Origin of the sequence: Candidatus Njordibacter sp. Uisw_056 (assembly GCF_047730085.1) — a bacterium.
Taxonomy (GTDB): Bacteria; Pseudomonadota; Gammaproteobacteria; order Pseudomonadales; family Balneatricaceae; genus Njordibacter.
Genome location: NZ_CP159830.1, coordinates 362,230 through 386,817, shown reverse-complemented (window position 1 = coordinate 386,817; position 24,588 = coordinate 362,230). Strand labels below are relative to the sequence as shown.

27 protein-coding genes are annotated in these 24,588 nt (G+C 44.7%); 11 read left to right on the top strand and 16 right to left on the bottom strand.

Going from position 1 to position 24,588, the window contains the following annotated elements:
- Positions 1 to 346 precede the first annotated feature (346 nt).
- The 4 genes from ABXT60_RS01910 to ABXT60_RS01895 are packed head-to-tail and all read left to right on the top strand — an operon-like array spanning position 347 to position 3,330.
- Positions 347 to 721 carry a Spx/MgsR family RNA polymerase-binding regulatory protein gene (locus ABXT60_RS01910; RefSeq protein WP_443631094.1) on the top strand — a complete coding sequence of 125 codons (375 nt, stop codon included), beginning with the start codon at positions 347 to 349 and terminating at the stop codon, positions 719 to 721.
- A 29-nt stretch (positions 722 to 750) separates the two neighbouring features.
- Entirely contained in the window at positions 751 to 1,788 is a 1,038-nt protein-coding gene (dapD, locus tag ABXT60_RS01905; RefSeq protein WP_443631093.1) for a 2,3,4,5-tetrahydropyridine-2,6-dicarboxylate N-succinyltransferase, read from the top strand.
- Between the two features lies 1 nt (position 1,789).
- A complete protein-coding gene (gene dapE / locus ABXT60_RS01900) occupies positions 1,790 to 2,944 on the top strand; it encodes a succinyl-diaminopimelate desuccinylase (protein ID WP_443631092.1) in 1,155 nt (384 codons plus the stop codon).
- Between the two features lie 2 nt (positions 2,945 to 2,946).
- Positions 2,947 to 3,330, top strand: coding sequence for a hypothetical protein (locus tag ABXT60_RS01895; protein ID WP_443631091.1), 384 nt, complete (start codon positions 2,947 to 2,949; stop codon positions 3,328 to 3,330).
- Between the two features lies 1 nt (position 3,331).
- Here ABXT60_RS01895 and fahA read toward each other — a convergent pair whose 3' ends face one another.
- The 3 genes from fahA to hppD are packed head-to-tail and all read right to left on the bottom strand — an operon-like array spanning position 3,332 to position 6,251.
- A complete protein-coding gene (fahA, locus tag ABXT60_RS01890) occupies positions 3,332 to 4,606 on the bottom strand; it encodes a fumarylacetoacetase (protein ID WP_443631090.1) in 1,275 nt (424 codons plus the stop codon).
- Positions 4,607 to 4,617: 11 nt separating this feature from the next.
- Positions 4,618 to 5,139, bottom strand: coding sequence for a VOC family protein (locus ABXT60_RS01885; protein ID WP_046484431.1), 522 nt, complete (start codon positions 5,137 to 5,139; stop codon positions 4,618 to 4,620).
- A 44-nt stretch (positions 5,140 to 5,183) separates the two neighbouring features.
- Positions 5,184 to 6,251, bottom strand: a complete 1,068-nt coding sequence (gene hppD / locus ABXT60_RS01880) for a 4-hydroxyphenylpyruvate dioxygenase (RefSeq protein WP_443631089.1) — start codon at positions 6,249 to 6,251, stop codon at positions 5,184 to 5,186.
- 158 nt (positions 6,252 to 6,409) lie between these two features.
- On the opposite strand from hppD, the gene ABXT60_RS01875 reads away from it, so the two are divergent.
- Complete coding sequence (locus ABXT60_RS01875; protein ID WP_443631088.1) at positions 6,410 to 7,231, top strand: phytanoyl-CoA dioxygenase family protein; 822 nt, start codon at positions 6,410 to 6,412, stop codon at positions 7,229 to 7,231.
- On the opposite strand, the gene ABXT60_RS01870 is transcribed toward ABXT60_RS01875, so the two are convergent.
- The 3 genes from ABXT60_RS01870 to ABXT60_RS01860 all read right to left on the bottom strand — a co-directional run bounded on the left by ABXT60_RS01870 (position 7,226) and on the right by ABXT60_RS01860 (position 9,294).
- Positions 7,226 to 7,834 (bottom strand): LysE family translocator, encoded by a 609-nt coding sequence (locus ABXT60_RS01870; RefSeq protein ID WP_443631087.1) that lies wholly within the window; start codon positions 7,832 to 7,834, stop codon positions 7,226 to 7,228. The genes ABXT60_RS01875 and ABXT60_RS01870 overlap by 6 nt on opposite strands.
- A gap of 9 nt (positions 7,835 to 7,843) precedes the next feature.
- Complete coding sequence (locus ABXT60_RS01865) at positions 7,844 to 8,821, bottom strand: alpha/beta fold hydrolase (RefSeq protein WP_443631086.1); 978 nt, start codon at positions 8,819 to 8,821, stop codon at positions 7,844 to 7,846.
- Positions 8,822 to 8,937: 116 nt separating this feature from the next.
- Positions 8,938 to 9,294 (bottom strand): hypothetical protein, encoded by a 357-nt coding sequence (locus ABXT60_RS01860; RefSeq protein WP_443631085.1) that lies wholly within the window; start codon positions 9,292 to 9,294, stop codon positions 8,938 to 8,940.
- Between the two features lie 188 nt (positions 9,295 to 9,482).
- Here ABXT60_RS01860 and ABXT60_RS01855 point away from each other — a divergent pair, with 188 nt between their 5' ends.
- Positions 9,483 to 10,073 carry a hypothetical protein gene (locus ABXT60_RS01855; RefSeq protein WP_443631084.1) on the top strand — a complete coding sequence of 197 codons (591 nt, stop codon included), beginning with the start codon at positions 9,483 to 9,485 and terminating at the stop codon, positions 10,071 to 10,073.
- Positions 10,074 to 10,444: 371 nt separating this feature from the next.
- Here the strand turns inward: ABXT60_RS01855 and ABXT60_RS01850 are convergent, their stop codons facing one another.
- Entirely contained in the window at positions 10,445 to 11,020 is a 576-nt protein-coding gene (locus ABXT60_RS01850; protein WP_443631083.1) for a DNA-3-methyladenine glycosylase I, read from the bottom strand.
- 371 nt (positions 11,021 to 11,391) lie between these two features.
- Between ABXT60_RS01850 and ABXT60_RS01845 the strand changes: the two genes are divergently transcribed.
- Positions 11,392 to 11,829: an RDD family protein gene (locus ABXT60_RS01845; RefSeq protein WP_443631082.1), complete on the top strand. Its 438-nt coding sequence runs from the start codon at positions 11,392 to 11,394 to the stop codon at positions 11,827 to 11,829.
- Between the two features lie 2 nt (positions 11,830 to 11,831).
- Here ABXT60_RS01845 and lptG read toward each other — a convergent pair whose 3' ends face one another.
- A complete protein-coding gene (lptG, locus tag ABXT60_RS01840) occupies positions 11,832 to 12,878 on the bottom strand; it encodes an LPS export ABC transporter permease LptG (RefSeq protein ID WP_443631081.1) in 1,047 nt (348 codons plus the stop codon).
- Positions 12,865 to 13,968 (bottom strand): LPS export ABC transporter permease LptF, encoded by a 1,104-nt coding sequence (gene lptF / locus ABXT60_RS01835; RefSeq protein ID WP_443631080.1) that lies wholly within the window; start codon positions 13,966 to 13,968, stop codon positions 12,865 to 12,867. The genes lptG and lptF overlap by 14 nt, the downstream gene beginning before the upstream one ends.
- Positions 13,969 to 14,165: 197 nt before the next feature.
- Here lptF and ABXT60_RS01830 point away from each other — a divergent pair, with 197 nt between their 5' ends.
- Positions 14,166 to 15,647, top strand: a complete 1,482-nt coding sequence (locus ABXT60_RS01830) for a leucyl aminopeptidase (protein WP_443631079.1) — start codon at positions 14,166 to 14,168, stop codon at positions 15,645 to 15,647.
- Between the two features lie 2 nt (positions 15,648 to 15,649).
- Positions 15,650 to 16,075 (top strand): DNA polymerase III subunit chi, encoded by a 426-nt coding sequence (locus tag ABXT60_RS01825; RefSeq protein ID WP_443631078.1) that lies wholly within the window; start codon positions 15,650 to 15,652, stop codon positions 16,073 to 16,075.
- On the opposite strand, the gene ABXT60_RS01820 is transcribed toward ABXT60_RS01825, so the two are convergent.
- The 5 genes from ABXT60_RS01820 to ABXT60_RS01800 form a co-directional block, all read right to left on the bottom strand.
- The gene (locus ABXT60_RS01820) at positions 16,072 to 16,359 is read right to left on the bottom strand and encodes an arginase family protein (protein WP_443632058.1); all 288 of its coding nucleotides are present in this window, start codon (positions 16,357 to 16,359) and stop codon (positions 16,072 to 16,074) included. The genes ABXT60_RS01825 and ABXT60_RS01820 overlap by 4 nt on opposite strands.
- A gap of 15 nt (positions 16,360 to 16,374) precedes the next feature.
- Positions 16,375 to 16,572 carry a hypothetical protein gene (locus ABXT60_RS01815; protein WP_443631077.1) on the bottom strand — a complete coding sequence of 66 codons (198 nt, stop codon included), beginning with the start codon at positions 16,570 to 16,572 and terminating at the stop codon, positions 16,375 to 16,377.
- Between the two features lie 110 nt (positions 16,573 to 16,682).
- The gene (locus ABXT60_RS01810; protein WP_046484454.1) at positions 16,683 to 16,889 is read right to left on the bottom strand and encodes a cold-shock protein; all 207 of its coding nucleotides are present in this window, start codon (positions 16,887 to 16,889) and stop codon (positions 16,683 to 16,685) included.
- A gap of 240 nt (positions 16,890 to 17,129) precedes the next feature.
- The gene (locus tag ABXT60_RS01805) at positions 17,130 to 19,982 is read right to left on the bottom strand and encodes a valine--tRNA ligase (protein ID WP_443631076.1); all 2,853 of its coding nucleotides are present in this window, start codon (positions 19,980 to 19,982) and stop codon (positions 17,130 to 17,132) included.
- Between the two features lie 91 nt (positions 19,983 to 20,073).
- Positions 20,074 to 20,556 carry an FKBP-type peptidyl-prolyl cis-trans isomerase gene (locus ABXT60_RS01800; RefSeq protein WP_046484457.1) on the bottom strand — a complete coding sequence of 161 codons (483 nt, stop codon included), beginning with the start codon at positions 20,554 to 20,556 and terminating at the stop codon, positions 20,074 to 20,076.
- A gap of 116 nt (positions 20,557 to 20,672) precedes the next feature.
- Between ABXT60_RS01800 and ABXT60_RS01795 the strand changes: the two genes are divergently transcribed.
- Entirely contained in the window at positions 20,673 to 21,281 is a 609-nt protein-coding gene (locus ABXT60_RS01795) for a lysophospholipid acyltransferase family protein (RefSeq protein WP_443631075.1), read from the top strand.
- Here ABXT60_RS01795 and ABXT60_RS01790 read toward each other — a convergent pair.
- Both ABXT60_RS01790 and pdxH read right to left on the bottom strand, forming a co-directional pair.
- Entirely contained in the window at positions 21,278 to 22,426 is a 1,149-nt protein-coding gene (locus tag ABXT60_RS01790; RefSeq protein WP_443631074.1) for a methyltransferase, read from the bottom strand. The two genes, ABXT60_RS01795 and ABXT60_RS01790, sit on opposite strands and share 4 nt — an antisense overlap.
- A gap of 11 nt (positions 22,427 to 22,437) precedes the next feature.
- Positions 22,438 to 23,082, bottom strand: a complete 645-nt coding sequence (gene pdxH, locus ABXT60_RS01785; protein WP_443631073.1) for a pyridoxamine 5'-phosphate oxidase — start codon at positions 23,080 to 23,082, stop codon at positions 22,438 to 22,440.
- 254 nt (positions 23,083 to 23,336) lie between these two features.
- Here pdxH and ABXT60_RS01780 point away from each other — a divergent pair, with 254 nt between their 5' ends.
- Positions 23,337 to 24,587 (top strand): efflux RND transporter periplasmic adaptor subunit, encoded by a 1,251-nt coding sequence (locus ABXT60_RS01780; RefSeq protein ID WP_443631072.1) that lies wholly within the window; start codon positions 23,337 to 23,339, stop codon positions 24,585 to 24,587.
- The last annotated feature ends 1 nt before the right edge of the window (position 24,588 follow it).

The following is a 24,588-nucleotide window of genomic DNA, read 5'->3' as shown; positions in this document are numbered from 1 at the left end:
TTCTAAAATAAAAATAACAGTTGAGGCTATAGCGATTCTTGATTCAGGCCTCAACTATTAAATCTGCAGTTTAAAGATAGCCTATAGTGTTACGATAATTGACAGTTTGTTGCGCTGAATTTTACCTTTTTAGCAACGCAGCTGATGAGTGTCCTTAAACCTTGCTTGATGCCTTTAATAAATTTACCAAGTGTTGTGGGGCTAAGAGCAATATTTTAACCCCCAGGGCCGCCCATAGGCTATTAGTGTCTAATCCTAAATAGCCAATCCAGCCTCATTTCTGGTATTATTTCGTCTTGATTTTTAGGGCCACCTGCAGCTCTCCTATATTTTTTTGGAAACCACTTTGACTCAAGTACAAATGCACGGCATTAATAATTGCGACACCATTAAAAAAGCTAAAAAGTGGCTCACCGACGCAGGTATCGAATTCAGTTTCCGAGACTATAAGAAACACCCCGTCACAGTTGCAGAGCTCGAAGACTGGGCGTCAAAAGTGGGCTGGGAAGTATTGCTCAATAAGCGCGGCACCACATGGCGTAAATTGCCAGCAACACAGCAGAGCAACGTCAACGAGGCAACTGTATTTGAGCTGCTTTGTGACAACCCTAGCATGATAAAACGACCTCTGCTTTTAATGCACAGTGAACAAAGTGATGCCCAAATTCAGGCCTTTGTGGGTTTCAAACCCCAACAATACGCTACTATTTTTAAACAGTAAGTTTTACACACTATTTATTGGAGAGTTCCATGAACCACTTTAGTTTTGCCTTTGGTATTGGCAGCCAATCTAGCCAAGGAGATTGGCTAGAGGTTTTTTACCCACAACCAGTATTAAACCCTGGTACGAACTTAATTTCTGCCGTTGCCAGCGTTTTAGGCAGCCATTTAACGACTGGCAATCACACTGTGAAAGTGGATGCCGAACAGACCAATCAGCTAGCCGAAGCGTGTACCATTGCTGGTGAAACAGACCAAGCTAAGTGGTTAACCCAGGCTGCCGATAAAGGCCAGCCAATGGTGATCACATTACTAGAGACCGATACTGGCCCGCAGAGTACGCCTGAGGTGTACCTTAAGCTTCAACTACTCTCTAATGGGCTTAAGCAACCTAACTCCATGGATCTTAACGGTATTTTTGGCCTATTACCTAACGTGGCCTGGACCAATGAAGGCGCAATTGCCATTGACGACTTAACTCAACGCCAGATGGATGCTCGTTTACGGGGTGAGTGGTTGCACGTTAATGCCGTAGACAAGTTCCCACGCATGGCCGATTACGCCGTACCAAAAGGTATTCGCATTGGTGATGCGTCCCGTGTACGCTTAGGCGCCCATGTGGCCGAAGGTACCACTGTAATGCATGAAGGGTTTATTAACTTTAATGCAGGAACCTTGGGCCACGGCATGATTGAAGGCCGCATCTCAGCGGGTGTTACTGTAGGCCATAATAGTGATTTAGGGGGCGGTTGTTCCACCATGGGTACGCTCTCTGGTGGTGGGAAAATTGTCAACTCAGTAGGTAAAGATAGCCTTATTGGTGCTAACGCTGGCATGGGGATTCCCATAGGTGACCGCTGTATTATTGAAGCTGGCTTATACATTACCGGGGGTTCAAAAGTGGCTTTACTCGATAGCAGCAATGAATTAGTAGATACAGTTAAGGCGGCAAGCCTAGCGGGTAAGCCAGACTTGTTGTTCCGTCGCAATTCGCTCAATGGACGCATTGAAGTAAAGCCAAACGGTACTGCTGTAGAACTTAACGCTGACTTACATAGCAATAACTAAGATGAATCAACTGATGCCACTGTCACCCACTATAACTTTAGCCCAGCAACTTATGAGCCGCGCCTCTGTCACTCCAGAGGATAAAGGCTGCCAAGAATTAATGATCGCTCGCCTTGAAGCCATCGGCTTTACTATTGAGCGCATGCGCTTTGGCGCTGTGGATAACTTTTGGGCCCGCCGCGGCACAAAAAAGCCCCTTTTGGCCTTTGCCGGCCATACGGACGTAGTGCCAAGTGGGCCAGTGGATCAGTGGCACACTCCACCTTTTGAGCCCACACTCAAAGATGGGTTTCTTTACGGGCGAGGCGCTGCAGACATGAAAGGCAGTCTAGCGTCGTGGGTGGTTGCTCTTGAAGAGTTTATTAGCTTACACCCGGACCATGTGGGTAGCTTGGCCTTACTCATCACCAGTGACGAAGAGGGCCCTTTTGTAGATGGCACCACCCGGGTGATTGACACCCTGGAAGCCCGCAACGAAAAAATAGATTGGTGTATTGTCGGTGAACCTTCCTCTACCAGCACCTTGGGCGATGTTATTAAAAATGGTCGCCGTGGTTCTTTAACCGCTGCAATTACTGCCAAAGGTATTCAAGGCCATGTTGCCTACCCACATTTGGTAGACAACCCTATCCATAAGGTTGCACCTGCATTAGCTGAGCTAGCATCAACTAAGTGGGATGATGGTAATGAGTTTTTCCCACCCACCAGCTTTCAAATTGCCAATATTAACGGTGGTACTGGTGCATCTAATGTTGTGCCTGGTCATGTGGAGGTGATGTGTAATTTTCGTTACTCAACCGAGCTTACTGCAGACGATTTGACAGCTAAGTTGGAAACCATTTTGGATAATCATAAGGTAGATTATGATATTGTATGGACCTATAACGGCCTGCCCTTTTTAACCGATTCGGGCGCTTTGGTAGACGCCTGTCGTGATGCTATTAAAGCAACCACTGGCACAGACGCTGAACTGTCTACAGCTGGAGGAACTTCTGACGGCAGGTTTATAGCACCCACTGGAGCCCAAGTGGTTGAGCTAGGGCCTTGTAACGGTACGATTCACAAACTAAACGAATGTGTCAAAGTGACTGATTTAGAGCAGCTAACAAAGGTATACCTTGGCGTGCTTACCCGCTTGATGGTGCAGGAGTTGTAACCATGATGCAAACCGATATTGAAATTTATATCAAATCTGCAAGCCCAGAAGCTATAAAACTATGGCTAGAAATCTGCACATCTAGGTTAGACGTACAAAGCTCTAATGCTAAACGTCAAGCTTATTGGGCCACCTTTGCTGACGCTAACAACCAACAAGCAGAATTTGAAATAATTGTACTGAACAAAGTTCAAAGCAACTTTAGTAGTGTTTGGTTTAACACTAAAAATACGCCCTGGGCTAATGACAAGGCTTGCGCCCAAGAAGCCTTTGAGCACTTCCAATCCACTGTGCGCTGTGTGGTGTCTAGCTGGCAAGAAGGTGACGCCCCAGACCAATGGTTAAGCATTGATGCCCAGGGAGAAAGCACCATTGATTGGCTTTAACTTATAACCTGTGGGCTGGTAATATTTTACCCACTGCCGAACCAAAGCCAATACGATAACCCTGGCCTTGGCAGTGACCTCGAAGTGTTAAAGTGTCTCCATCTTCTACAAACCTGCGCTCCTCACCATTCGCCAAGGGTAGAGGATTTTGTCCATTCCATGTGAGTTCAAGCAAGCTACCAAGAGAATTCTTGGCGCTACCACTGATCGTTCCAGAACCTAATAAATCTCCAGTTTGCATAGCGCAACCACTACTCGAATGGTGTGTAAGCTGCTGAGCGCTAGACCAATACATAGCCCTAAAGTTAGTTTGGCTAATGGTTTGAGATAGGCTCGACACTTGGGTCTGTATGTCTACCTGTAATTCAACATTGTAATTGCCTGGCTGGGTTTGGGCAAGGTAACCCAGGGGCTTAGGATGCTGTTCTGGGCCATGAACGCAAAAAGGCTGCAACGCTTCTTGCGTCACAACCCAAGGCGAAATTGTAGTCGCAAAAGCTTTAGCCTGAAACGGTCCTAATGGCTGATATTCCCAAACCTGCACATCACGGGCACTCCAATCATTAAGCAACACAAATCCAAAAATGTTAGCTTGGGCTTGGTCAACAGTGAGTGGGGTTCCCATCTCATTCGGAGTACCTACTATGGCTCCCATTTCTAACTCTATATCTAGTTTTTGAGTGGGGCCAAAATGAGGCTTGTTATTTGTAACCAGTTTTAACTGACCTAAAGGCCTACGCACATCAGTACCACTCACAACCACAGTACTGGCCCGTCCATTGTAACCAATGGGAATGTGTAACCAGTTAGGCATTAATGCATTTTCTGGATCTCGGAACATAGTGCCTACATTGGTGGCATGCTCCTTGGATGCATAAAAGTCCGTATAACCCTCCACCTTAATGGGTAACAACAGGGTTGCCGTGTTTTGTGGCACCAATGCCAAACTCACTTTTTGCTGCAAAACTAAATTCTGGGTGCTTAATAACTGTGACAAAATTCGGCGGCACCTTGTCCACATGTCGCTCCCTTGAGCCATAAATTTGTTTATATTTGCCTGATCAAAAAGGCTAGGGTCTATATCTAACAACCCAGATTTTGCTAATACATAAAGATCTACAATGTCGTCGCCAATGGCTACGCCAACGTGTGGTTGGTTATTCTGGGCAGAGGTAAATGCGCCAAATGGTAGATTTTGAATCGGGAAATCTGTGTCTGCATTGTTAGCGCTGGTTAACCAACTAATAAGACTTGGATCATGTGTTGCATTAAGCATACAAAAAACCTTTATTGGTGCATCCAGCGCGCATGGCTAGGAGCTTGTTTTGTTTCCGCCCATTCATTGAGCATATCCCACTTCACTTTATGCAGACGTTTATTCATTGTGGGCGTACTTGTATTTAGTGCTAATTCTAAACGATGGCCGTTTGGATCAAAGAAGTAAATAGATTGAAAAATAGTGTGGTTAGTGGGGCCAACGACATTGATACCATCTGCTTCTAGCGCAGCTTTGGTTTTAACAAGGTCGTCCATGGTCTCTACTTCTAAAGCTAGGTGTTGGCACCAAGCAGGTGTGTTTTGATCCAGCTGCATACAGGGCTGCGTAGGTAATTCAAAAAAAGCCAATACATTGCCCTGGCCTGCATCTAAGAACACATGCATGTATGGATCTGGCTCTTTTGTTGATGGCACTTCATTTTCTGCAATAGCTAAAATAAAATTCATATTCAGGTACTTGCCATACCATTTGACAGTTTTCTTGGCGTCCTTACACCGGTACGCCACATGATGGATCTGCTTTACTTTCATTTGAAACTCCATTTTTCTGCAAGGTCATGACCCTAAAAAAGAGCTTAGATTACACCGTGGTGCATCTGCTCACGTTCTATAGACTCAAACAATGCTTGGAAGTTACCTTCACCAAAGCCATCGTCCTGTTTACGTTGAATAAATTCAAAAAACACTGGCCCAAGAACCTTTTGTGAAAATATTTGTAGAAGTAACTTAGGCTCACCATCGCCAGTGCTGCCATCTAGCAGGATGCCCCGGGTTTGTAATTCTGGTGTAGGTTCACCATGGCCCGGTAAACGCCCCTCTAACATTTCGTAATAAGAGTTCCTAGGTGCAGTCATAAACGGCACACCCTTGGCTTTAAGTCTGTCCCAGCAGACCAAAAGGTCATCACAAATTAAGGCTATATGTTGAATTCCTTCACCATTAAATTCCATTAAAAACTCTTCAATCTGACCTGAGCCACCGGCAGCTTCCTCATTTAAAGGGATGCGGATCTTGCCATCCGGTGCCGACATGGCGCGAGAAGTAAGGCCCGTATATTCGCCTTTTATATCAAAATACCGCAACTCCCTAAAGCCAAAAAGCCTTTCGTAGAAATCGCCCCAATGCTGCATACGACCGCGGTATACGTTATGAGTTAAGTGATCAATTTCGAAAAAACCACAGCCTTTTGGATTACGATCCACTCCTTCAATAAACTCAAAATCGATGTCGTAAATTGAATCACCTTCCTTAAAGCGATCGATCAAGTATATTGGCGCGCCACCAATGCCCTTAATCGCCGGTAAGCGCAGCTCCATCGGCCCTACGGGAATATCAATTGGCTGTGCGCCTAAAGACAAAGCATGCTCATAGGATGCTTTAGCATTGGTTACTCTAAAAGCCATACCACACGCTGAAGGCCCATGTTCTTCGGCAAAAAATGCCGCCAAACTATTAGATTCACTGTTAATAATAAAGTTGATGCCCCCCTGACGATAGAGGCTTACCATTTTAGAACGGTGGTTAGCGACATGACTGAACCCCATCATTTCAAAAATAGGCTCTAAAACACCTGCTTTTGGCGAAGCAAATTCAACAAACTCAAAACCACATAAGCCTGCAGGGTTAGCAAATAAATCATTCATTAACAGTTCCAATAAATTAATAATTCGCCATATAGTTACATAAGTAACTATATACTACAAGTTCTTTAATTTCCCTTTTGGTAAAGAAGATTGGATAAAGGTTTTGTATATTTCGCTGTTTTATGCAAAAGTCAGTCTTTGATTTTAGGACATATACTATGCTTACCTCTGAACAACTCAAAGATTACGACCAACAAGGTTACCTTGTTATTAACGATTTTATATCACCTGCCCAGCGCCAAGTGTTAATGCAGCGAGCAGCAGACCTCATTGAGGCATTTGAACCACCAAAAAAACGTTCCATCTTCACAACTGATGAACAAGAACGCTCCAGCGATGATTACTTTTTAGAATCAGGCAGTGCTATTAGGTTTTTCTTTGAAGAGAAAGCGATTGATAGTGATGGCCAATTTACTGTGTCCAAACACCAATCCATCAACAAGATAGGCCATGCCCAACACCAGTTAGATCCAGTGTATAAAGCCATGGTTGAAGAGTTAGATTTTGTTGCAGTGGGCCGTGAACTGGGCATCAAAAAGCCCCGTGCTATTCAGTCTATGCACATCTTTAAGCAGCCCAGTATTGGCGGGGAAGTAGGCCTGCATCAAGACTCTACATTTTTGTATACAGAACCTAAAAGTTGTATTGGATTTTGGCTTGCATTAGAAGATGCTACCATCGAAAATGGCTGTTTACAGGGGTTGCCGGGAGGTCACAAAATTGCCTTAAAGCAACGCTTTAAGTTATTAAAAAATGGGGGTACTGAATTTGAACCTTTAGACGATAAACCATGGCCAGATCAACCATTAAAATTATTAGAGGTACCTGCGGGTACACTCATCATCCTGCACGGCCAACTACCCCACTACAGTGCCGCCAACACCTCTAACCGCTCTCGCCAAGCCTTTACCTTACATTTAGTAGACGAGGAGTGTCATTACCCTGCCGATAACTGGCTGCAGCCCATCGCCTCGTTATAAAGTAAGCACCCGCATGGCTAAACCCAGCAATATAACGCCACTAATTTTGTCGATAGTGGCCGATTTTGACTGCAGTTTTTCAAGCACTTGTGAGTGAGATAAAGCCAGTGCCACGATAATATACCAACCGGCATCAATCACTGATGCCGTTCCCATCATAATAAGTTTGTCTGCCAAAACCAACTCGGCAGAAACAAATTGTGAAAAAAGCGCAATAAAGAAAAATGCAAGCTTTGGGTTCAATAGCGACACCATCAATCCGTCTCTGGCCGCTTCGCTAATAGGTGCCTTAACAGGCTCAACTTGCATTGGTCCAGCACCCTTGGACCTTAGCGCTTTAATACCCATCCACATTAAATACAGAGCCCCGGCATAAGTAAGTAGCTGATACACCAGAGGCCATTCCACCACCAATACCGCAAGCCCCCAAACTGTAAGTAAAGCCCAAATAGCAACGCCTGCTGCATGGCTTATCGCTGTTACCATCCCATGGGCACGGCCATTACTGATGGTATGTCTTAACACCACTGCTAAACTCGGCCCAGGAGACATGGCCCCTAAGCAGCAGATAGCCAGAAGAGAAAACCAAGTTGCTAATGTCATATCCTTACCCTAAATAATCCTTACTCTTTGATTTATTATAGCCTGGCTTCTTTTGCGCAACCACACTAACAGGTCATCAAAAACTTGCTCTTTTTCAGGCTCATTAATCATTTCATGACGACCGTTGGCATAGAGTTTATAAGTGACGTCTATAGACCCAGCTCGCTTCAAGGCTTTTTGCAAAGAAACTACATATTCTCCTTGCTTACCCACAGGGTCTTGGCCTCCTGAAAATAAATAAATAGGTAACTCAGAATCAATTTGAGCCATAGATTCTGGTTCATGAACCTCAGCTAGGCCATGCATCCAATCAAACCAAAATTGATTGCTGATAGGATGTCCTGCAAAGGGGTCTGCGATATAAGCATCAACTACTGCATGATCAGAGCTGATCCAATCTTTAGGCGTACGAACAGGTTTAAAGGCGTTATTAAAGTAACCAAAGGTTAACCAGTCTAATAATTTACTATGGGCCAAAGGGCCTTTGCGCCAAAGCTCAAATAGAATGGGGACCAAACCCATGCGATACAGCCAAGGGGGTCTATAACTGCCAGCAGATAATACTAAACTTTGCAGTATAGGTTTCAACTTTCTAGCGTATCGCTGGGCCACACGCGTTGCCACAAAAGTACCCATGCTATGGCCATAGAGGGTTAATGGCTGATCCCACTGGTCCTGCAAGTGCGAAATAATAGTCATCTGGTCAGCAATGATTTTATTCCAGCCATCATGATCTGCAGGGTGACCTAATCCTTGCGCACTAGCGCAAGTTAAGCCATGTCCACGGTAATCACCGGCACTAACGTGGTAGCCAGCAGCATTAAGCGCTTTTGCTAATTGCTCGTACCTAGCGCCATGTTCACTTACACCGTGCATAATATGCACCCACCCACCCGCGTCATTAGCAGGCCAAAGGTGAACCTTTAAAACCACACCAACTTCGTCTTGAGCGTTAATGCTGATGATTTTATGTTTTTCCTGCTCCATTTTTAGAACCCACTTTAAAGAGAAATATCTGCTACTAAAATACCATAGAGCGGCCGCTGCCATTGTAGGCCCCGGGTGCAGCTATAGACTCTAGGGTCAGTCCTCTAATAAGAATATTAGCTAATACCAAAATCGAAAGCGAAGAGCTCTCGTCTCCAGCAGCCAGCCCTAGTTAAATCTAACGCTAACATCTCATCACTATAACCCAACTTAGATAATATGTGGCCATCTAACTCATCACTAAAAGAGGTCTTTGACGCAGCTAAACGCTGCTTAAAGTCATCACTTTTAAAGGTAAACTGATGAGCTTCTTGGTCATATACACACACTAGATGCTTACACGGTTGTAAAACCTGGCGATTATCTTCTTGTGGAAAACCGCAGGCAGGGCAACATAAGGCTGCCACCGAAGCAGCTTGGTAAACTGAGGCATAAGATACACGGCTGGTAAATAGGGCACTGGATAAGTTCATAAGGTAAGCTTCCATGAATCAATTTCAACAATATTACTATAGTACTAGCCTTTACTCGGTGCTTGGTTGAAGCTTTCGCCCGAAACATGAACCAAACTAATACAGCAAGGTGGATTGCACAAAATAAACTTCGGCCTCATAATAACGTAAGCGTTACGTTTGTCTGAATAATTAAGGAAAATAAATTCATGAGAAAATTAAGCCACGTATTAACTATCGTAAGTATGGCTGTTTGTTTAGCTACACCCATCACAAGCCTTGCAGCGAGCAATCAAGCTCACGTCGGCTTCACGAACACCAGCGGAGCCACCTACGTTAACAGCACCCGCTACACCACGGGAGGAACTGGGACAAACATTGGCAGTAACCTAGCAATTAGTGAACAGTTGGGACTCATGCTGGGATACCGCACAGCCACAGTAAATTCTTCTAGCAATATCAGCTACACAAATATAGGTATGCGTTACCGCATGGACGCCAATACGTCTACCTATTTCAGCGCTAATAAGGTGTCTGTAGCCGACAATAGTGAAACATTATATATGCTTGGTGCTATTCACCATATTAGCCTAGGTGCCGCTTCACACTTAGCACTCAAAGCGGGTACTAGCAGTTCGAACCTTTGGGATGACTTAGAATTTGGTGTTGATTTTAGCTTGCCTATTATGGATGCTTTAGTACTAAACCTAGGGTATATCTCAACAGTTACTAGCTTAGGTAAGACGAGTACTAAAGCGACTTCTTCTGGCTTTAGCCTAAGCATTAACTCACGCTTTTAAATTACACGCTGCAGTATGGACTAATTAAACAACTCCATTACCCGACGCTTAAACTCGTTGGGTTTTTTGTGTCAAAGCGAGCAAGTCCTAAGGGGGCCTCAAACTGCAGCTCTTTGACGCCACAGGCAACGTCATAAACCCACTGCACACTATTTATTCACAGACGCCGCAATACCTTTCCCGCACTGCATAATTAACAACGGTGTATTACAAAGCCTGCATCTTGTATTAGCTTGGCTTCTTCAAATATGGGGCCCCAATGGCCTTTAAAGCCATGCTGCAATATAGCATATGCTCAGTTGGTGCTAGCAGCAAAGCTGCCATCAAGCTTTTGCCTAATGGCGCTAAACAACAGAACTTCTTGCCTGCAGCTAACAACATTCTGCATGGCAAAAACAACTTTTCAAATGGTCATTAACCATACCAATGGACTGCATGTAGGCATACATCCCAATAGGCCCAACAAACTTAAAGCCACGTTTTTTTAGGTCTTTAGCAATGAGCACAGAAAGGTCAGTTTGGGCAGGAACATTGTCATTGTGTTCAAATTGATTAACCCTAGTTACGCCGCCAACAAACCCCCAAATATAAGCATCGAAGCTACCAAAGTCTTGTTGAATCTTAATGAATTTTTCAGCATTGTTTACCACGCTTTGAACTTTCAAGCGGTTGCGGATAATGCCTTTATCTTGCAGCGCTTGAGCAACGTCATATTCTGTGAATGCTGCCAACCTAACCACATCATATTGACAAAAAACACGTTTGTAATGGTGCCGGCGTTTAAGAATTGTAAGCCACGACAACCCTGCTTGGGCACCTTCCAACACAAGCTGCTCAAATAGGCGCCTATCATCATGCACCACACGGCCCCACTCTTGATCATGGTAGGTTAAATACTGCTCATCATTAGTGGGCCAACTACATCGATTAACATGGGTTTTTAGCATATATAGTCCGTGTTCATTATTTGTTGTTGGCCATTGAATACTTAGGCTTGCGGCGAAATAAAATGATACCTAACTGACCATCGGTCATTAATAGTATTTACTTCTCATTTAAAAAGAAACCACTAGCCATAAAACATTTTTAGCGGCTTACCTAAGGTATCAGACACTGCCTATTAAACACCTTAATCTGTCTGGAAACGGCACTGGTTTGTGCTATCATCGTATTCAATTAAAATCATCGATTTAACCCATGACTCAACACTTTATATTATTCCTTGGCAATATAATTAGCGCCATTTGTGTGCTGCCGGTGCAAACTGGACGTTTCACACAGGCTACGAAATATGATGTTCCAGGCAAGGCTCAGTAACGTGAGTAACCGTCGCTTTAAAGCTCACAACTACCCTAATGCCAGCTTAGTAAAACGCCTGTTGGCTATGATGTACGATAGCTTGTTAATTATGGCCGTGTGGATGCTTGTTGGTTACGTATTTATCGCTTTTAATGATGGTGAAGCGGTATCTGGCCCATTATTTAATAGCACTGTGTTTCTTGTGACTTTTTTATTCTTCGCTTTATTTTGGACTCGGTCTGGGCAAACCTTGGGCATGCTTGCATGGCGTTTACGCATAGAGTCCGATCAGGGCCAGCCGTTAAGCGCTAGACAAGCTTTATTACGCTTTATGGGCGCACTATTTTCCGCCCTTGCATTCGGCTTAGGTTATTGGTGGATCATATTTGATAGTAACAAATTGGGCTGGCATGACCGCTGGTCTAACAGTCGTGTGGTGCAGCTGCCCAAACATTAGAATTAGCCTGCTTTACGCAAAAGCCAGGCACCTCCAGCAACACATGCTAGGATGGGTATTAGGTAGGCCAGAAGAGGGGTGAAGCCAAACACACTGCTGGCTGGGCCCAATACTTCCTGAGCATAATTAAATGCCAACCCCACTAAAACACCCACCAACACTCTTTGGCCTAATGTCACAGATCGGGTAGAACCAAACACAAAGGAAATAGCTACAAAAACTAATGCCAATGTTGCCAGCGGTTGTAGTATTTTTTTCCAGAAGGCTAATTCGTAAGGAGCGGCTTCTAACCCACTTTGGTTTAAATACGCACTATATTGCACTAGATCATCAATCGCTAAGTGCTGTGGATCCATACTCAAAATAGACAGCAGGTTTGGCTTTAAAGAAACAGGCCAAAGCATGGTTTTTTGCCCTTGCTGGATCACCTCTTGGTTTTCTACCCACACTTTTTGTAACTGCTTTAAGGTCCACTGCTGGTCTTCATAAACGCCTTTTTCAGCCATCAAGGTTTGCTGCCAATTTTGGTCAGCAAAACGGTAACGAGAGACCCCCTGCAGCACGCCATCAGACCTTACAGATCGCACAAAGATATAATCATTACCTTCACGCAACCAAAAGCCCTTGGTGGACTCTACTCCCTTATACTGAGACTGTTTAACCTCTGCCATTTGCTGGCTAACTGGGGCAACAAACTCCCCTAATATAGCGGCTGCAATCACAAATACGGAAACAGCCTGCATGACAGACCAAACAATACGCCGCAAAGAAATACCTGCTGCACGCATCACTGTAAGCTCACTATTATTAGCTAACGCGCCCAAGCCTACTAAACAACCTACTAGAACGGTGAGAGGCATAAATTCATAGACCCTTCTAGGCACAGTTAACGCAATATAACTGAGCACCTGTTTAAAGCTTGCTCCTTTGTTTAGTGCGTCTAATTCACTGCCCAGAACAGTCAGTAAATCTAACCCTAGAATGATGAGTAATACAATGGCCACTGCAGCCCATATATGACGTGCAATATATAGATCAAGTAGGCGCATTAACCTTACCTCTCCTAACCAGCTGTCTATACCACTGCCGCCCAAATAATAAAAATAATCCTGATATCAAGAACGTAATATGTAACAACCATATTTTAATGTCCGCATTAACTACTGCTCTGGTCATGTCATCACGCAAACTCATTAACACCGACAAATATACCAAATAAATAAGAATTGCTGGCAGTAGCCTAGCAAAGCGTCCTTTGCGAGGATTAATTTGGCCTAAAGCAATCGCCACAAAACTCACAATAAGGGTCATCAAAGGTAGTGAAATACGCCAATAAAGCTGGGCCTTATGGTCTGGGTTAGCAGAACCAAAAAGCATTAGCGTAGGAAGAGTAAAACCACGGGTGATGTTTATTTGTAACTCTTGAGTAAACAAGCGTACTGCCAATTCGTCAAATTTAGTTACCGTATAATCCAATCTCCCTGGCTGGCCTTCTGTTCTTGATCCTTCTTTAAGCAGCAAATAACGCGCTTGATAGGTTTCATTAAAGACTTGCCGGGCTGAAGTTGCCTTTATTAAAACTGGCGGTGCAGTTGCCATAGGCCTATTAAACACAAACACATTAAGTAACTGCTGACGATCGTCACTCATGGATTCAGCATAAATAACCTGGCGTTCAATATTACCTTGGAAGCGGCCAGGAACTATACTTTCAAATTCTGAGGTGTGGGACTGTTGATACAGAATTTCCTCAACGTTACGCGACGCCTGTGGAGCAAGCCAAAGGCTTAAAATGGCAACCAGTACTGCTAATATTGATAGCGGCACCAAAACAATTTGAACTAATTGACGCTGGCTAACACCATTAGCAAATAGCACTGTAAGTTCGTTATCGACGCTTAGCTTTCCTAAGGTGAGCAACACTCCCAAAAAGCCACCCAAGGGGAGTAGTGTGCTTAAATATGCCGGTAACAAATTAAAAATAATTTCTACCACAGCTTCAGCGTCAAGCTCGCCCGTGACCGCTTTACTTAGGTAATGAGCAAAGCGACTGCTGGATATAATTAGCAGCAATACCAGACTCACTGCTAACGCAGTGATCATCACTTCTTTGTTGATGTAGCGGGTAATTAAGGACAATTAACTAACTTCTTAACAGACTAATAGCTTACTAGTGCTAACAATATCACTAAGTGTATCAGATTTTCGACAAAACAAAGATTTTAGCCACATTAACGCCATACATCCCTAGAGACAAAGCCCAATTTGGCGTAAAATTTTGGTTAACGCCTTGAACTTCAAAAGGCTATTCATTTGTAACATTGTCAGGAGACACCATGGAATTTTCTTTACAACAGGACGCCTCTCAACTTGATACTGCGTCTAGCGTTATTTTGCCTTTGGCTGATTTAACCGGAGGCATTAGCACCTTAACTACCGACAGCCTCAAGGCTGCTGACAACTTACTAAGTGGTGCCATTTCCCATGCCATCGCTAGTGGCGATTTATCAAGTAAGTTCAAAAGCAGCCAATTATTCCTTAATGCAGGCCCTGGTCCAGACCGTATTTTAGTCATCGGCACCGGAACACCAGAGCAACTCAGTGGTAGAAAGTACCGCCAGTTAGTGCAAGCGGCATGGTCACAAATAAGCAGTAACCCAGGCCATAGTGTACTGAACCAACTAACCACTGCAGACACAAAAAGCTTAGACCTTAACAGTAAAGTGCGCCTTAGCGTTGAGGCCTTAGTTCAGGCCTGTTATCGTTTTGATCAATTTAAAACTAATAACAAAAACATTGTGCCTATCCCAAACATGGTTTTATTGGCTCAAACGAGTTCACAAGCTCAGCTAGACCAATCGACAGCCACCGCTCAAGCAATGGACTTGTGTCGCGACCTAGGCAATCTTCCTGGTAATGTATGTACTCCTAGTTTCTTGGCAGAGCAAGGTCACAAATTAGCAGCAGGTTCAGACAAAGTTATAACCCAAGTGCTGGAAGAGGCAGAAATGGAAAGCCTAGGCATGCATTCCCTACTGTCAGTGGGCAAGGGTAGCGCTGAGCCCTCAAAACTAATCGTAATCAATTACCAAGGTGGGGAAGAAGGCACTCAACCTCACGTGTTAGTTGGTAAAGGTATTACCTTTGATTCCGGTGGCATCAGTATTAAGCCAGGTGCAGCGATGGATGAGATGAAGTACGACATGTGTGGCGCAGCAAGTGTTATGGGTGCCATGCAAGCAATTATCAATATGGGTCTCAAAGCCAACGTAGTAGCTATTGTGGCCAGTGCAGAAAACATGCCCTCAAGTACAGCGTCTAAGCCCGGAGATATCTACACCACAATGTCTGGCAAAACTGTGGAAGTGCTTAATACAGACGCTGAAGGCCGTCTCGTTTTATGTGATGCTTTAACTTATGCTGAACGCTTTAACCCTAAAACTGTGGTTGATGTTGCCACCCTTACAGGCGCTTGCATCATGGCTCTAGGCCACCATACAAGTGCAGTATTGAGTAATGATGACCAATTTGCCAAAGGCTTAATGAAGGCAGGTAACCAAGCTTTTGATAGTGTTTGGCAATTACCGATGGGTGAAGAGTATCAGGAACAGTTAGACAGCAATTTTGCAGACCTAGGAAATATCGGTGGTCGTGCTGCAGGCACTATTACAGCGGCGTGTTTCTTGTCACGCTTTACCGAAAGCTACACATGGGCGCATTTAGATATAGCTGGCACTGCTTGGGTTTCAGGCGCCAAAAAAGGCGCCACAGGACGCTGTGTGCCGCTGCTAGTTCAGCACTTAGTTAATCAGGTATAGTTGTGAGTAGAGCAGATTTCTACCAGCTTAAATCTAATGATCCGGCCAGCCGCTATCCGCTGCTGTGTCGGCTGTTAGAAAAGTGCCTTGGGGTTGGACAGCAGGTCTATATTATTTGCCGCGATGAAGCGGAGGCTCTGCACCTAAATCAGTACATTTGGGCCTTTAAACCTGATTCTTTCATTCCTCACATTTGCGCACACGAAGAAGCCCAAGCGATTGTGGTTCTGGGTCACACCTCAACACCAGCTGCAGCCCAGCCTCATCACCATGAAATATGCATTAACCTAAGCCAAGCGTTAGCGCCTGAAAAATTTGATCGCATTATTGAACTTGTAGTACAAGAAACAGAAATGTTACAAACAGCTAGAGATCACTATGCCAAATATAACGAGCTGGGCCGAACTATGCAGTACCACAAACTCTAACTTGAATGATGTCTGTCTGAGATTAAACTAATCATTTCAAACATAATAGCTATAGCAACCATGGCAGTAATTTGATGAGGGCTGTCTTTGGTGGGCATTAAACACACCACCTCCCCACCAATAATATTCATACCCCGTGTTGCCTGCAATAATTGCATAACTTGGCCCATCATAAAGCCTTGACAACCCGCCTCTATATTAGAGACTCCTGGTGCTATAGAAGGGTCTAAGCAATCTAAGTCGAAGGTAATATAAACCGGCCTGTCACCAATACGTTCACAGATAATATCGATACTTTGCTAGGCACCTATTTGTTTGTAACGGCCCATAGTGATCACGTCATGGCCATGTTCATAGCTAGGTTTTAACCAGTCTTCGGTGCGTGTATTGCCTCGAATGCCTATTTGCACACTATGGTGTGCATCAACATTACCCTGCTGCACTAGATATGAGGCCCAATGGGCTACTGATTTTTTGGCACCAAGAAAGTGTTTCATATTATTAAAACAGAACGTTTACCCCAAGAGTATGAGTGACATCAACTTTTTTACAGACAAAAAAACGCCGCTAAAAGCGGCGTTTTCTGTAATGTTATTTTCTTAACGAATTAAGAAGGAACAACATTGTTGGCACAAGGGCCTTTTTGGCCTTGGCCAACTTCGAATTCTACGGCTTGGCCGTCGTTCAAAGTGGCGTAACCGCCGCCATTGCGGATTTCAGAGTGATGTACGAATAAATCTTTTCCGCCATCTTCTGGAGTGATGAAACCGAAACCTTTATCGGCGTTAAACCACTTCACTGTACCTTTGCTCATATTCTTACTCTTTGCTACTAAATTAATTTGACAAACCGCCTTCATCTGCGCGGTTTATCAAACAGATATTATCTGTTAGTGCGCAAATTACGGTCTGGATCTTCACACTTCACTCTAAAGCTAGTGCGGTGCACAGTCTAGCATTAGATTAAGCGAGATGTCAAACTGAACCGCCCTTTGCTTAAGCGGGCACACTAGCGATTCTGCTCAAGCCAATCGTAGAGCTCGTGCTCAAAAGCCTTAAATAGCTTCAATTTTTGCCACTTGTTGCTGCAATGTAGTAGCGGAAGTTTGAGCATCGCTTAACTTGGCTCGCTCTTTTTCAATCACTTGCGCAGGGGCTTTATCAACAAACTTGGCGTTTCCTAACTTACCACCAAGCCGTTTGATTTCTCCTTGCAACCTACCCAGTTCTTTATTTAGCCGCGCAAGCTCTGCATCTTTATCAATGAGTCCTGCCATAGGCACTAACACTTCCAGCGCGCCTACCAGAGCTGTTGCACTTAAAGGCGCTTCAGCAGCCCCATCTAGCCACGTAATAGACTCCAACTTAGCCAGCTTGATGAGAAACTGACTGTTAGTAGTAAGTCGCTTCTGGTCTGCAGCATCACCTTGTTTTAACAGCACAGGAACAGGTTTACCGGGGGAGATATTCATTTCACCACGGATATTACGCACACCATCAATAATGCCACGCACCCAATTTAAATCGGCCTCAGCCATTTCATCAATTTTGCTTTCGTCAGCAACTGGGTATGGCTGAAGCATAATACTCTCGCCCTCTACACCTGCAAGAACTTTAAGTTTCTGCCAAATCTCTTCAGTAATATATGGCATCAAGGGGTGGGCTAAACGCAACACCGCCTCTAAAACACCAACTAAAGTACGCCGAGTACCCCTTAACTGAGCTTGAGTTGCATTATCGTCCCATAGCACAGGCTTAGATAGCTCTAGGTACCAATCGCAGTATTCGCTCCAGATAAAGTGGTATAGAGCCTCTGCAGCGTGATCAAAACGATACACCCCCATAGATTCAACCACTTTTAGTTGCGCTTTTTGCAACCTTGATAGAATCCAGCGATCTGCAAGACTCAGCTCAGCTTCACCACCTGCTTGGCCACAGTCTTGCTCTTCACAGTTCATCAAAACATAGTTAGTAGCGTTCCAAATCTTATTGCAAAAGTTGCGGTTACCTTCAATACGGCCCAAATCAAACTTAATGTCTCGACCAGTTGACGCTAATGAGCACAAAGTAAAACGCAGAGCATCAGTGCCATAAGAGGCAATGCCGTCAGGAAAATGTTTTAAGGTTTGCTTTTCTATCTTCTTAGCCAACTGTGGCTGCATCATGTTGCCCGTGCGTTTCTCTAATAAAGTCTCTAGATCAATGCCGTCAATTAGGTCCAATGGATCGATCACATTGCCCTTAGATTTAGACATTTTCTCACCATCTTGATCCCTCACTAAACCGTGTACATAGACAGTTTTAAAAGGTACTTCGGCTTCACCAGTCTCGTCTTTGGTTAGGTGCATAGTCATCATGATCATGCGCGCTACCCAAAAGAAAATAATATCAAAGCCAGTTACCAACACATCGGTTGGGTGATACTTAGCCAAGGCTTCAGTAGAGTTGGGCCAACCTAAAGTGCCAAAGGTCCACAGACCAGAGGAGAACCAAGTATCCAGCACATCTTCATCTTGCTTAAGATTGATATCACCTAAATTATGTTTGTTACGAACCTCTTCCTCACTGCGGCCGACATAAAAACTACCTTCATCATCGTACCATGCAGGAATTCTGTGCCCCCACCAAAGTTGACGTGAGATACACCAGTCTTGGATGTCCCGCATCCAGGAAAAGTAGGTGTTTTCCCATTGCTTAGGCACAAATTCAATGCGACCGTCTTCTACCGCTGCAATTGCGGGCTCGGCTAAAGGCTTGGTGCTGACAAACCACTGATCTGTTAACAAGGGTTCAATAACAAGGCCTGAACGATCTCCACGGGGCACCTTTAGGCCATGATCTTCAACTTCTTCTAGCAAACCTGCTGCATCAAGGTCTGCAACAATTTGATCTCGTGCCAGATAACGGTCTAAACCACGATAAGCTGAAGGAATGGTTTCATCATGCTCTAAGACTACTTTACCGGCAGTTGTATACACTTGGGGTATTTGCACAATGGCCGCATCGTGGTCTAGCACGTTAATCATGCCCAAATCATGACGCTGGCCCATGGCATAGTCGTTAAAGTCGTGGGCTGGGGTTATTTTTACGCAGCCCGTGCCAAAGTCCATATCCACATAATCATCAGCGATTACAGGAATCAAACGGTCCACTAACGGCAAGGCTATAAACTGGCCAATAAGGTGCTGGTAACGCTCATCTTTAGGGTGAACTGCAACCGCAGCATCGCCCAGCATAGTCTCTGGGCGGGTGGTAGCAACAACTAAATAATCTTTACCATCCGCAGTGGTGGCGCCCGCCGCTAAGGGGTAACGCAGGTGCCACATATGGCCCTTTTCATCCGTAGAAATAACTTCTAAATCGGAAATTGCGGTGTGTAATTTTGGGTCCCAGTTAACTAATCGTTTACCCCGATAAATTAAGCCATCATCGTACAAGCGAACAAAGGCCTCTTGCACCGCCGTATAAAAGCCCTCATCCATGGTGAAACGTTCACGACTCCAGTCTACGCTTGCGCCCATGCGACGTAACTGGCGAGTAATAGTGCCACCTGACTCTGCTTTCCAGTCCCATACTTTTTCTAAAAATTTATCTCGACCTAAATCATGTCGTGTTTTACCTTCCTCAGCTTGGATTTTGCGCTCTACTAACATTTGTGTCGCAATGCCAGCGTGGTCAGTACCCACTTGCCATAACGTATCATGCCCTTGCATACGCTTATACCGCGTTAGGGCATCCATAATAGTATCTTGAAAAGCATGTCCCATATGCAAACTACCCGTAACATTGGGAGGTGGAATAACAATGCTATAGGGTGTACCTTCACCGGAAGGGGCAAAGTAGTTGTTGTCTTCCCATTGCTGGTACCATTGCTGTTCGATGGCGGTAGGGTTGTATGTCTTTTCCATGAGGTTAGGCAAGCGCTCTAAAATAACTGGTTATGAGGTGGTTTAATGCGGGCTAACACAGCCCCACATTTTGGGGCTGTTAAAAACTAGGCTAGTGATTGCAGCCTGGACCGTGAATATGGCCATTGGTAAGCTCGTCTTCAGAAGCTTCTCGGATGCCCATAATTTCCACATCAAAATTCAATGTTTCACCAGCAAGGTCATGGTTGCCGTCCACACTAACCATGTCGCCTTCAACAGCAGTAATTGTAACCACCTGTTGCTGACCTGAGTCGCCCTCCGCGTGAAACTGCATACCTACCTCTAGGTTATCAATGCCAGAGAACATTTCACGGTCTACTTGTTGAACCATTTCTTCCATATACTCTCCATAACCTAAATGAGGAGGCACTTCCACCTGCAACTTATCACCCAACTCCTTGCCTTCAAGCGCCTCTTCTAAACCTTGTACAATGTTATTTGCACCATGTAAGTAAGGTAAGGGCTCACCTTCGCGTGAGGTATCAACCAGTTCGCCAGCACCATTCGTAAGTGTGTAATGGAAGCTAACTACGCTGTTTTCGGCAATTTTCATTCATGACTCCAAGGTGCCCTTAATACTTTAATTAGGGCTTATAAAATTAAACACCACTCATGTCTATGAGTGACCTGATATAATACCGCAAAAATCACTCCTAGGCCCGTATTTCCATGCATTTTACCATTCACGATACCCCAGGCGTTATTCACTTTATGAGGCTACTTTCTTGGCTAGTATTAAAACTTTGTGGCTGGAAAGTGGTTAACGTGGCACCTGCTACTGGTAGCTACCTCATTATCGCAGCCCCACATACCTCTAACTGGGACTTCCCACTTGGCATTGCCATAGCATTTCACTTACGCTTAAAAGTATATTTTATCGCTAAACACACTCTATTTAATGGCTTTGCAGGGCCTATTATGCGCTGGCTAGGGGGCGTGCCATTAAATCGTAGCGCCAGTACGAATTTTGTAGACGCCTCAGTTGAAATTTATGCCAACAGCGAAAATTTGATTTTCGCCATAGCCCCAGAAGGCACACGCTCTAGTGTAGGGCGCTGGAAAACAGGCTTTTATCATATGGCTAAGGGAGCTAACGTACCGCTCGCTTTGGCTTATTTTGATTTTTCTAAACGCGTTGGTGGTATAGGAAAAATGCTCAATACAACGGAAAATATAGATGCAGATATGCAAGCTATTGCCGACTTTTATGAGCCTATAATGGGAAAATACCCGAACAATTTTAACCCAGACATTACTGGCACCAAAAAAACTGTTTAAAGCTGGGCTTTTAGCACAACAAACTTGGGGTGGGCACCTATTTGCTCTACTCGCTTAAACCAACGCTTAAGCTTAGCGTGATAACCTAAGTGTCGATTACCGACCACCCAAAGCTCACCTTCGTTAGTAAGCACCTGTGCAGATTGGGCAAACATACGCATGGCAATTTGATCACCTATTACCCTTTCTTGGTGAAACGGCGGGTTGCATAGGATTAAGTCCGCAGATTGTGGATAGATGTCTGTTAAACAATCATTTGCTCTAAACTCACACTGATCTTCCACGCTATTATTGATTGCATTAATGCTTGCCGAAGCAACTGCCATATAGGATTCATCAACCCCAACAACCTTACATTGAGGCCATTTTTTGGCGGCCATAATAGCTTGAACGCCATTACCGCAACCTAAATCAATCACCTGCATATAAGGCCCTTGAGGAAACTGATCTAATAATACCTGTGCTCCAGGGTCTAACTTGGTGCGACTAAATACACCACTAAAGTGCTGCAAGCACAGCCCTAGCGATGGCAGGCTCCAATGGGTTTCCTCTGCCTTTGGGCTCTGACCCAAGATCATTGAATTATTTTTTGCAAAGATTAACCGTGCCTTTTTGCGCGCCAAACTGGTGGTTAGTGGCCCTAGTAAAGACTCGAGAAGCTGGTAAACCGCGTTATCTAGGTGCTTAACCATCAAAGGCATTATAATTAAAGCGCCTGGGGCCAATTGTGGCAGCATCCTTTGTAATTGATCGCGCAGCAATGCATGACTTTTAGGTAAGCGTAATATGACAATTTGAAACGGGCCTTGCGGAGTGTTGTGGGCCTGCACAAAATGTGCCACCGGCAATCCGTTAGCGCAGGCATTATATTGCAACCCAAGATGGGCAATATGAGAATCACTCCACAAGGTTGGCAATGCACCACCTAAAGCACATAGTGCTTTGGTGGTTGCACAGGTAATGGCGCCAAAGGCTTCATTGACAACCAGCACATTGCTGCTTGGATTCAACAAAGCCTCTAACTGCAAGTAGTCTAACGCTAAAAGATCAGCTTGATCAAAAGCCTGAAGCGTTTCTTTTTTTGCAAGTGGCACACGATTTATTACCAACTCACCAAAGGCACTCATCATTAAAGGTTGTATCATAGTATGTACTTTTAAGGTGCCAAACGATCAATAAGCCACTCGTTACCCATTTGCTGATATCGAAACCGGTCATGCAAACGGCTGGGCTGACCTTGCCAGAATTCAAACTTGGTAGGCTGAAGGCAAAAACCTACCCAAGGCTGAGGCCTATCTACCAAACCACCTTGGGTTTTCTCATCCAACTTTGCTACATTTTGCTCAAGGTCTCCCAGCCCTGAAACCACTTGGCTTTGGGGTGTAGCTGCGGCACTAAGCTGGCTAGCCCTGGGGCGACTGTTAAAATACGCATCAGCAGTCGCCTCTGACACCAGCGAAACAGTGCCAGAAATGCGCACTTGGCGCTCTAACGGTTGCCAATAAAAAAGCACCGAGGCATTTGGGTTTTGGTCGATATCATGGCCTTTTTGGCTGCGTCTATCTGAGTACCAAACTAGGCCATTTTCATTGTAACTCTTCATTAGTACAATACGTGCACTTGGCATACCCGATGATGAAACCGTAGCCAACGCCATGGACGTGGCATCCAGTGGGCAAGCACGCTCAGCTTCACCCAGCCAGAACGAAAATTGCTGCCATGGATCTGCAGCTAGGCTTTGGCGACGTAAACCTGCAGCCTCGTACTCACGTCGATAATCTTTATAGTTCTGAGAGGACATATCGCTTTCCTAAAAACAGTTAATAGTAAACAGGCTGTTATTATATGCTGCTGCAGCCAGGTCTGAAACTATTGTAGGCAAAGCTAGCAAAAAATGACCTAATTTTCTTTTCCAACCTGACGTAAAAATGCGTAAAGTGTTGCCACACCAGCCACTTGAGTTATCAAAACCATTAGTTTTAATGTAAAATCCTCAGACAATTTTATTCGCTTTACCAACGGACGGTATACGCCGTTTAAAAAAGGTCATTTTTCATGAGCTACAAGTCCTACATTTTTCGTTTTTTGACGAAAGTATTACTTCCAATTGCAATTATTGCAGCGGCCGGATATGGGTTTACTTACCTTAAGAATTCTAAGCCAAAAGCACCTGCCAAACCCGTTACTGAACAAGTGTGGGGGGTTTCAAGCCAATTGGTGGAATTACAAGACATTGCGCCAGAAGTTACACTCTATGGTGCAGTAGAGGCCAGCGAGACAGCTCAATTAACGGCGACGGTTAGCGCTTTTGTTACGCAAGTCAATGTGGGCCGTGGAGACAGCGTAAGCAAGGGACAGAAGTTAGTCGGTTTAGACGATAGCGAATTACGTTTGACGCTGGCTCAACGAAAAGCCAGCCTCCAAGATATTGAAGCCCGCATTAAGAGCGAAATAAACAGCAACAAAACCAACCAAAAAGCGTTAGTGATCGAGCAGCAATTGCAGGCCATCAACCAAAAGAACTTTGAACGTCAACAACAACTAGTGGCCAAAAAAGTTGCTCCTACTTCGCGCCTAGAAGACGCTACTCGTGCCCTGCAGCAACAGCAATTAGCGCTACTTAATCGAGAAAACACCATTGCAGATCACCCAAATCGCATTGCTCAGCTCGAGTCACAGGTGACTCAGAGTAAAATTCAATTACAGTTTGCTGAGCTGGACTTAAAGCGCACTGACATATTGGCACCCTTTGACGGTCGTATTTTAAGTGTCGACACTTCATCAGGAAACCGCGTCCGCAACGGCGACCGTGTGGTTAAGCTTTATAACGTTAAAAGCCTCGAAGTCCGCAGCCAAATCCCTGCCCGATACCTGCCAATGATGCAACCCGCTGGCTCTGGCAAAGGTTTGGAAGCTAGCATTACTCATCTCGGTCAATCTTACCAGTTAACATTAGATCGCTTATCAGCAGAAGCGTCTTCTAGCCAAGGAGGCATTGATGCTTTCTTTCGGCTAGCTGGTAGTCAAAATATTGAAGTGGGCAAAAATCTGCAGGTTAAAGTTAAACTGCCGACGCAGGCCAATGTTGTAGCCTTGCCTGAATTAGCAATTTATGGTCAAAGCCGAATCTACCGCATTGTTGAACAACGCCTCGAAGCGTTAAATGTTAGTCGTGTAGGGGACTGGACTAGCCCCAATGGTCAGCGCTTAACCTTGGTACGAAGCGCCCAATTGCGCAGTGGTGACAATATCTTGATCACACAACTCCCCAACGCCGTTACCGGCTTATTAGTCGAAATGCGCTAAG